The organism is Sciscionella sediminilitoris (assembly GCF_000737195.2).
GTDB lineage: Bacteria > Actinomycetota > Actinomycetes > Mycobacteriales > Pseudonocardiaceae > Sciscionella > Sciscionella sediminilitoris.
Map to the genome: position 1 here is coordinate 1 of NZ_JALM01000157.1, position 5,156 is coordinate 5,156.

A 5,156-nucleotide genomic window follows, 5' to 3' on the forward strand; every position below is an offset into this window, starting at 1 on the left:
GCGGTGCGGTCCCGGCAGCCCATGTCGAGTACCTCGCCGTCTGAGCCCAACACTGTGGGGATGATTCCCGCATCGCAGGCGATGCGTCTGAGTTGCTGGGCGGGGATGGTGGTGCCGTCCATGGTGGTGGCGGTGCCGATGCCGTCACGCAGGGCCTGTTCGGTCATGGTGACCATGATGGCGAACGGCTCGCCCCCGTTTTCGGGAAGACTCTCCGGGTTCGCCGCGAGTTGGACGATGTCGGCGAACGCGTCGGCGTCGCGTTCTGCTCGGGTGCGCCGATCGGGTGCGCCAAGCGCGTCGAGCACACTGCGGAGTTTCAACCCGGTTTCGTAGTCCAGGCGACCATGGATGCTCCACTCGTTCTGCCACCGCTCCAACCAGATTTGTCGCTTCGGGCGGACGGGTTCGCGCTCGTCGGGTTCCTGCCCGTCCGGATCGAGTAGCGCGTGCAGTTCCCGGATCGGACGGGCCAGTCCGCGTGGCCCGACTTCGGTGGCGGTCTCGGCGAGCGCTTTCTCCGCGATCGGCCACATGCCACCAATGAGAACCTCGGCGGGTAGTTCGGTGGCGAACCGGCGAATCCGATCAACGTGCTCGACACCGACCTCACCACGCAAATAGACCTGCGCGGTGTTCGGTAAATCCGGAGACAATGACTCACCGCTGATTCCTATCGCACCGAACAGTGACCGCGCGCGTTCGGTGATACGACGCGATTCCGCCACACTGACCCGAGCCACGTCTTCCACCATCCGCGCCGCCGAGCCACGGTATCCGAACTCCACTGGTGCACCACGCTTGTCAAGCAGCGCAACAAGATTCACCAGCTCTGCCTCAGCACGCCGCACGGCGGCGACCTGACCGCGAAGCCGACCGAGCAATTCTCTGTTCGACAGCATCGTCGAACTTTCCCCAGCGTTCATATATCCATAATACCGCGGACCGAGGCGGGTTTCGACCATTCATTCCGAACCACCCGAACGGATTATTCGAGACCGATAGCCGCCCCACACAAGTAATCCGCGAGCCGATTGGTCCACATGCCATACCCCTGAATCCCCGCCATCCCGGATATCTTCCCGTCCGGCGAAGACCTCGCCACACCACGCCAGCCCTTCCGCCACGCGCGAGCCCATCATCGGCCGGATATGAGATACACGCCGTCGTGCGTGCGGACCTGTGTTCCCGGTTCGAACGCGTCGAGCACCCGGATCGCGAAGGCCGGGCGCATACGGGCGCGAACCTCTTCGCGGGTCATCCAGCGGACTTCCGCCGCTTCCTCGGTGCACTGTACGGTCACACCGACCGGGCTGCACCGGAAGACGAGCGCGACGACGGCGCGCGCCATGTTCTTGTAGACGCCACTGAGCTCTCCGACGGCGATGTCCATCCCGGTCTCTTCGGCGACTTCGCGGCGCACCCCTTCGTCAAAACTCTCCCCCGGTTCGAGGATTCCACCCGGGGCTTCCCAGTGTCCGTTGTCGGCGCGCCGGATGACGAGCACGCGCTCGAGCTCGTCGACAACGACGCCGGACACGCTCACCGAATGGTGCGACAGGGACGACACGGCGCCCCTCACGAGGTCTTGCTGCGCCGCTTTCGCACCCCGGCCCGTGGTGCGGCCTCGGCGACGCGGGTGAGCAGGTCCTTGAGGGTGTCGAGCTCGGCGGCACTGAGTTCGGCACCGAGGTCGGCATCAAGGGTGGCGACCCGCTTGTCGGCACGAGTGAACAGTTCGCGCCCTTCGGTGGTGAGCCGCAGTTCGATCAGGGTGCGGTGCATGGGATGCGGGCTGCGGTCTACCAGTCCGCGGGCTTCCAGGCGCCCCACGGTGCTGTTCATGGTCTGCGGGGTGACCTGGCATTGCCGCGCGAGCTCGGCGGAGCTGATGCCGTCGTACTCCTCGATGATGGTCAGCGCAGCCTGCTGGGCCGGAGTGATGCCGTACTCGCGCAGCGCCTGCTCCTTGGCCTGTTGCGTGGCCTGTTCCGCGCGCTTGATGTAGGCCAGCAGCCGCGCCGTGTAATGCGCCATATGCCCAGTTTACCGCCCACATGGCGATCAGCACACGAGGAATCGCCCCGATGCTGCAAGTCAGCAGATTGACAACTATCAGCCTACTGATAGCGTGGAGGTATCAAGCCAACACACGGAAAGGCTCATTCATGACCGAGATCGTTCGACAGGTACCGAGCATCAGCAGCGCGGCGGCGCAGGACGTGGTAGCGGCGGCGATCGGGGCCGCGCAGGGCAGCGGACAGGCCTCGGCGGTCGCCGTGGTGGACGCGGGCGGGAACCTGCTCGCGTTCCGGCGAATGGACGGCGCTGCGCTGCAGTCCACCCAGATCGCACAGGACAAGGCCTACACGGCGGCCGGGTTCGGCATGCCGAGCGCGCAGTGGCACGAGTTCATGCAGCAGGACGCACCGTTGGCGATGGGCGCGCCGGACGGGATCGAGCGGTTCGTGCCGTTCGGCGGCGGACTGCCGCTGACCCTCGACGGCCAGGTGATCGGCGGGATCGGTGTCTCCGGCGGGCACTGGAGCGCGGACGAGCAGATCGCCACGGCCGGGGCGAACGCACTCGGCTGAGCCCGGCTCGGCCAAATCAGGAAGGAGGGCTTCGATGACGGAGTCGACCAGCACGCGGCGAGTGGTGACCGGTCACGACGAATCCGGGCACTCCACGGTGGTCGCGGACGAACGGGTACCGGTCGGGCAGGACACCGCGATCTGCGCGATCACCGATCTCCTGCGCCTGGCGGAACTTCCCGCGGCGAGCGGGGATGTCACCCTGAGGATGAGCGGGGCGCGGATCGAACCGCCGCCCCGTGGTCTGGCGGCGAAGCTGATCCGGTTCCCGCCGGACGAACACTGGCTCGGCTCGGGCGGCGAGCAGGTGCGCGCCGCCTTCGCCGCGGTGGACGGTGCGGAACTCCATGCCGAGGACGAGGAAATCCCGGGCATGCATGCGACCAGCACGGTGGATTTCGCGGTCGTCATCGACGGCGAACTGACCGTGCTGCTGGAGAACACGGAAACCACCCTGCGGCCAGGAGAAACCCTGGTGCAGCTGGCGACGAAACACGCGTGGCGCAACCGGACCGATCGGCACGCGACCGCGCTGTTCGTCATGTGCTCGGCGAACGAGGCGAACGAGACGGACGAGGCGAACAAGGTGGACAGGACCGAGGAGAACGGAGGAACACCGTGACAGCAACGGATTCCGTGCTGATCATCGGTGCCGGGCCGGTCGGGCTGACCCTGGCGCTCGACCTCGGCCTGCGCGGCGTGCCGAGCACCGTTGTCGACCGGTCCCCCGACCTTTCCGGGGAATTCGTGCCGAAGGCGACGGTGCTCAACGAGCGGAGCATGGAGTACTTCCGCTCGCTGGGGATCGCGGGCCAGGTCGCGGAGGCGGGTTTCCCACCGGATCGTCCCCGGGACACCTACTACTGCACCTCGATGAACGGTTTCGTGTGCGGCCGTGACCCGGTACCGGCGTATCGGGAGCGCGGCACCGAGTACAGCGCCGAGGTGTTGTGCAGCTGCCCGCAGTACACCTTCACCCCGATCCTCGCCGCGGCCGCCCGGAAAACCGGACTCGTGGACTTCCGGCTCGGTTCCGAGTTCACCGCGATCACCGAGCACGACCGGGACGCGGTCACCGCGGCCGTGCGGGCGCGCGACGGGAGCCGGGACACGATACGGGCCCGGTATCTGGTCGGCGCCGACGGAGTGGGCAGCGCGGTCCGGCGTTCGGCGGGGATCCCGTTCGAGGGCGAGGATCTCGACTATTCGGTGAGCCTGACCATCCGGGTCGAGGACTTCGAGCGCTATCACCCGATGGGGCCCGGCGAGCGGTACATGTTCCTGGACACCACCGGCGTGTGGGGCAATCTCACCGCGATGGACGGCCGATCGATCTACCGGCTGACCCTGATCGGGGCCGAGAGCAGGCTCAATCCGGACGAGCTCGACCCGGCCGCGCATCTCGAGCGGGCCTTCGGGCGCGCGGACGTGCCGTGGGAGCTGCTCAAGGTGGTGCCCTGGCGGCGCAGCCGGTACACCGCCCGCACCTTCCGCAGCGGCCGGGTGCTCCTCGCCGGGGACAGCGCGCACTCCATGTCGCCGACCGGTGGGCACGGCGCGAACACTGGGCTGCTCGACGCGGCGGGGCTCGGCTGGGTACTGGCCGCCCGGCTGCACGGCTGGGGCGGGGACACGCTGCTGGAGGCCTACAGCGCCGAACGCCGCGAGGTCGCGCTGCGCAACGGCGCCTACTCGAGCGCGAACTACACGGTCTGGTCGCAACCGATGCGCTTCGAGCGCATTCACGAGGATTCGGCCGAGGGAGAACGGGAACGTGCCCAGGCCGCCACCCGGTTGAGCGGCGATCTGGAACAGGAGTGGTTCTCCCGCGGTGTGGCGCTCGGCTACCGCTACCGGGACTCGCCGGTCGTACTCGGGGACGGCAGCCCGGAACCACCCGATCACGCAAGCGAGTACACCCCGAGCGCGCGACCGGGACATCGGGCACCGCACGCCTGGCTACCGGACGGGCGATCCGTGCTGGATCTGTTCGGGGACGGATTCACCCTGCTTCGCTTCGACACCGGCGTGCGCACCGACGCCCTGCTCGGTTCGGGATTACCCGTGCAGGTCGTCGATATCGGCGAGGAATCCATCGCCGCACGCTACGAACGCGCGCTCGTCCTCGTCCGCCCGGACGGCATCGTCGCCTGGCGCGGCGACGCGCTTCCACCCGATACCCGCGCGCTCGCCGGCACGGTCCGCGGCGCGACAGATTCCGGAGGAGACCGATGAAACTCATCTGCATCGAGGAACACACGATGGACCCCGCGACCGGGAAGGCCGCGGCGCCGGCCCTGGAACGGGAGGCGCCCTACATGGCCCTGCAGAGCTCGGCGAAGGCCGCGGCCGGGCCACCCGATCCCACCCGGCCGAACCTGGTCGAGATGGGCGAGGCGATCCGGCTGGGCACCGATCTCGGCGCGGGCCGGATCGCGAACATGGATCAGCACCGGATCGACATGCAGATCGTGTCCTACAGCACCCCGATCCAGCTCGCCCGAGCAGGCGCGCACGCTCGCCCGCACCGCGAACGAACGGCTCGCCGAGGCGGTCGCCGCG

Annotated in this window: 6 protein-coding genes and 1 pseudogene; 4 read left to right on the forward strand and 3 right to left on the reverse strand. The window is 68.1% G+C overall.

The genetic code is table 11. The annotated features are described in order from the left end of the window. From AD72_RS34505 to AD72_RS34515, 3 genes are all read right to left on the reverse strand, one after another. A partial coding sequence (locus AD72_RS34505) for a DUF222 domain-containing protein (protein ID WP_082469340.1) occupies positions 1-926 on the reverse strand: 926 nt, incomplete at its 3' end. A gap of 212 nt (positions 927-1,138) precedes the next feature. After that, positions 1,139-1,540 (reverse strand): NUDIX hydrolase, encoded by a 402-nt coding sequence (locus AD72_RS34510; protein WP_231645151.1) that lies wholly within the window; start codon positions 1,538-1,540, stop codon positions 1,139-1,141. Between the two features lie 38 nt (positions 1,541-1,578). Continuing rightward, positions 1,579-2,037, reverse strand: coding sequence for a MarR family winged helix-turn-helix transcriptional regulator (locus AD72_RS34515; RefSeq protein WP_031470860.1), 459 nt, complete (start codon positions 2,035-2,037; stop codon positions 1,579-1,581). A 131-nt stretch (positions 2,038-2,168) separates the two neighbouring features. Here AD72_RS34515 and AD72_RS34520 point away from each other — a divergent pair, with 131 nt between their 5' ends. From AD72_RS34520 to AD72_RS34535, 4 genes and pseudogenes are all read left to right on the forward strand, one after another. Next, on the forward strand, positions 2,169-2,594 hold the full coding sequence (locus AD72_RS34520) for a GlcG/HbpS family heme-binding protein (RefSeq protein WP_031470861.1): 426 nt from the start codon (positions 2,169-2,171) through the stop codon (positions 2,592-2,594). Between the two features lie 34 nt (positions 2,595-2,628). After that, complete coding sequence (locus tag AD72_RS37405) at positions 2,629-3,216, forward strand: cupin domain-containing protein (protein WP_051899337.1); 588 nt, start codon at positions 2,629-2,631, stop codon at positions 3,214-3,216. Continuing rightward, positions 3,213-4,829, forward strand: a complete 1,617-nt coding sequence (locus AD72_RS34530) for an FAD-dependent monooxygenase (protein ID WP_031470863.1) — start codon at positions 3,213-3,215, stop codon at positions 4,827-4,829. Before AD72_RS37405 ends, AD72_RS34530 begins: the two co-directional genes overlap by 4 nt. After that, a pseudogene (locus tag AD72_RS34535) lies at positions 4,826-5,156 on the forward strand (amidohydrolase family protein); the annotation flags it as partial. The gene AD72_RS34530 and the pseudogene AD72_RS34535, both read left to right, overlap by 4 nt.